At 51.3% G+C, this 3,291-nt stretch carries 2 protein-coding genes and 1 pseudogene; all 3 read left to right on the top strand.

Annotated features, from left to right (window positions below; genetic code table 11):
- Nucleotides 1-689: pseudogene (locus tag INT22_RS21665) on the top strand (ISAs1 family transposase); the annotation flags it as partial.
- A gap of 115 nt (nucleotides 690-804) precedes the next feature.
- Nucleotides 805-2,208, top strand: a complete 1,404-nt coding sequence (locus INT22_RS19760) for an MBOAT family O-acyltransferase (protein ID WP_193060322.1) — start codon at nucleotides 805-807, stop codon at nucleotides 2,206-2,208.
- Between the two features lie 27 nt (nucleotides 2,209-2,235).
- Nucleotides 2,236-3,234 (top strand): hypothetical protein, encoded by a 999-nt coding sequence (locus INT22_RS19765; RefSeq protein WP_193060323.1) that lies wholly within the window; start codon nucleotides 2,236-2,238, stop codon nucleotides 3,232-3,234.
- Nucleotides 3,235-3,291: the final 57 nt, after the last annotated feature.

The raw sequence follows: 3,291 nt of genomic DNA on the forward strand, positions 1-3,291 counted from the left end.
CCACCAAATCGACCAAAAAGACCGCCATTCCGGACCTGCTGGCCACCCTGGCGCTGGAAGGTTGCATTGTCACCATTGACGCCATGGGCACCCAGCCTTCGATTGCCCAGGCGATCCGCGACCGTCGGGCCGACTATGTACTGGCCGTCAAGGAGAACCAACCCCAGCTCAAGGAGGCGATCGACGATTTCTTTGACCAGTTTTGCGCCGCGCCGGCAGCGCAGACACCGCATCAGGTCAAGAAGGAGGTCAGCAAGGCGCATGGCCGCCTGGAGACACGACGCTGCTACGTGTTCGATGCACTGGACTGCCTGCCGAAGCCGACTCGCTGGCCGGACCTGCGCTGCTTCGCCGTCATCGAGTCAACACGCGAAAGCCAAGGCAAGACGGAACATGAGCGCCGTTACTACCTCAGCAGTCTGGTGCCGAATGCCGACCAGTTGGCCAAGGCGGTTCGACAGCACTGGCGCATCGAGAATCAGGTGCACTGGTGCCTGGACGTGACCTTTGCCGATGACCAGATGCGGGCACGAACGGCGCACGCTGGGCATAACCTGGCCATTCTCAAGCGGTTGACGCTCAACCTGATTCGCCTGGACCCCAAGCCTCGCAAGGGGAGCTTCAAGACCAAGCGAATCCTTGCGGCCACCTCAGATGAATATCGCGCTCACTTACTGGGCTTGGAATGAGAGGCTTTCTTCATGTGCGATTGCCCTGACACCGCCCTATCGGCAGCGCTTGAAGCCCATGAGCTGTGGTATGCTCCTGCGCATTTAATCCGCAGTTGAATGAGCGTCTTTTTGCATGATCTTTAGCACGCCTGAGTTTCTATTTATTTTTTTACCTACTGTTTGGCTAATTTTTTGGCTATTGTCATTTTCTGGCAAGCAGCATTTACTACTTGGCTGGTTGGGACTGGCATCCTTTGTCTTTTACAGCGTATGGGATATCACGCTACTGCCACTTTTACTGGGCAGTATTGCCGTTAACTATTGGCTGGCTGGCTATGTAGCTAGACCAAGCCGTGCTTGGTTATGGCTTGGCGTTGGTTTTAATCTTGGCTTACTGGGCTGGTTTAAGTATTCCATCTTTTTTCTTTCATTAGCCGACCTTCCGCCTCAATCTTTTAGCCCATTGGTACTGCCTCTGGGCATTTCTTTTTTTACCTTTCAGCAGATTGCTTTTTTAGTGGATGTGCGCCAAGGCGCTGTTCAACGGGGACCGCTGTCACTTTACGGCGTGTTTGTTAGCTTTTTTCCGCAGTTGATTGCAGGCCCTATTGTTCATTACCGTGACTTAGCACCACAGCTGGCAATTTTACAGCGACCAAGCGCTTCGGCCGTTCGTTGTGGCTTACTGCTGTTAGCGCTAGGGCTAGCTAAGAAATTATTGATTGCTGATAATCTTGCGCCCTATGTGGATCGCCTTTATAACGCGCCAGCGGACTCTATTGTTGCGGGCGATACACTGATGGCGGGCTGGTCTTATGGCTTACAACTCTATTTTGATTTCTCAGGCTATGCGGATATGGCTATCGGGCTAGCGTTACTGTTTGGTATAACGCTACCTAATAACTTCGCTTCACCCTATCGTGCCGCCAATATCCAACTTTTTTGGCAACGCTGGCATATAACGCTTTCCCAATTTTTGCGTGACTACTTGTATATTCCGCTTGGCGGCAGCCGACATGGTTTACCGCGTCATTTATTGGCGTTAATGGTGACGATGCTACTAGGCGGGCTTTGGCATGGCGCGGGCTGGCAATTTTTAGTCTGGGGCGGCTTGCACGGGGCGTTATTGACGATGATGGTGGTATGGCGGCGGCTCAGCGTTTTTCGATTCCCCTTCGCGGCGAGTTGGGCTTTTACCTTTGTGGCCGTTATGTTGGCTTGGGTGCCGTTTCGGGCAACCGGCCTTGAGCATACCTGGTCTTTGTATTCAGGCCTTGCCGTTTGGCAATGGGGGGCACTTGGCGATCTCGCTAACGCCTTAAACCAAGGCGTTATGTCCCTGCGCTCGCCTGAGCTACTAATACTCGTGGCTACGCTCATCGTGCTAATCATGCCGAACAGCATGACCTGGGCAAAGCGATTAACTCAGCCACATCACTATTTTTGGCAGGGTGCCTTAGTTGGCGGGCTGCTGTTAGTGGTGTTCAAAGCAATGATAGACTTGCCTAGCCAAGCTTTTCTTTACTTCAATTTTTAGCTGCACGCCATTCTGAAGGGATACTAAATGGTACGTTTTCTGAAAGGAGTGGCCGCTGGCGGTTTTGCTGTACTCGCGCTATGGGTCATTTTTTGGGCCGGGCAATTAGGACGGCCACACCCTAACAATGAGTGGATTAATGGGGCAATCAGCTATAAACAGACAATCGCTGGCACGTTACCTTCTCCTAAAATAATCGTGCTTGCCGGTTCGGGAGCGATGTTTGGTATTAACAGCGCCCTCCTCGAAGAAACTTATAACCGCCCTGCGGTTAATCTTGGTGTGAATGCTGGTATTTCTTTGCCGGTTATCTTGAGCACCGCTAAAAATATTGTGCGGCCTGGGGATCTGGTGCTTTTACCACTTGAATACCCTCTTTATAACCGGGAGGAAGCGGTTTCAAGCTCGCTAATACATTGGGCCAATAGCCACCCTGATACTTTTTTTCAACTCCCTTTAAAGCGCGCTATTGAGGTGTTTGCCAAAACTTCCTATACGCGAATTTTAGAGGGTTATCGTGGGCTTCCTGAAGGGTTTACGGTAAGCGGTGATTATGGCGCTCAACGTCTGGATAAACATGGCGATCAAATACTGACGGAGCGAGCGTTACGCGAAGAGCGACATTGGAACTTTTTGAACGCTTTACCCGATGAAACGTATGGTAAAGCGTTACGTGAAGGGAGTTTCGATTGGGGGCGGCTGCGTCAATTCCGTGATGAGCTACTCACACAAGGGGCATGCCCAGTGTTTATGCCGCCACCACTGCTGTTTCAGCGTAGCTATGTTGATTCTCTAACCGAGGCGCACTTTTATGAAACGTTGCCCCATAGGGCTACTTCTCAGGGGCTCTTTTGGTTAGGTAGGCCAAGGGAAGCAATGCGTGCTGCCAACGATTTTTTTGATACTAATTTCCACTTAGTCGATGAGGCGCGGCAAGACTATACGCAACAGATCATCGGCTGGCTAGGCAATCAGCCGATGATGAATTGTCAGCAGTTTTATCAAGCTTTAACGGAAACCAGCTAGCGGGCAAGGTGTCTATTTACCAGTGACTTGACTGCTTGAGTGAAATTAGCAGTGGCA

The sequence above is a fragment of the Halomonas sp. 3D7M genome, assembly GCF_014897885.1.
GTDB lineage: Bacteria > Pseudomonadota > Gammaproteobacteria > Pseudomonadales > Halomonadaceae > Vreelandella.

What these genes read in the sequence shown, in the direction of transcription:
- INT22_RS19760 (WP_193060322.1), top strand. Translation starts at nt 805, where the DNA reads ATGATCTTTAGCACGCCTGAGTTTCTATTTATTTTTTTACCTACTGTT.
- INT22_RS19765 (WP_193060323.1), top strand. Translation starts at nt 2,236, where the DNA reads ATGGTACGTTTTCTGAAAGGAGTGGCCGCTGGCGGTTTTGCTGTACTC.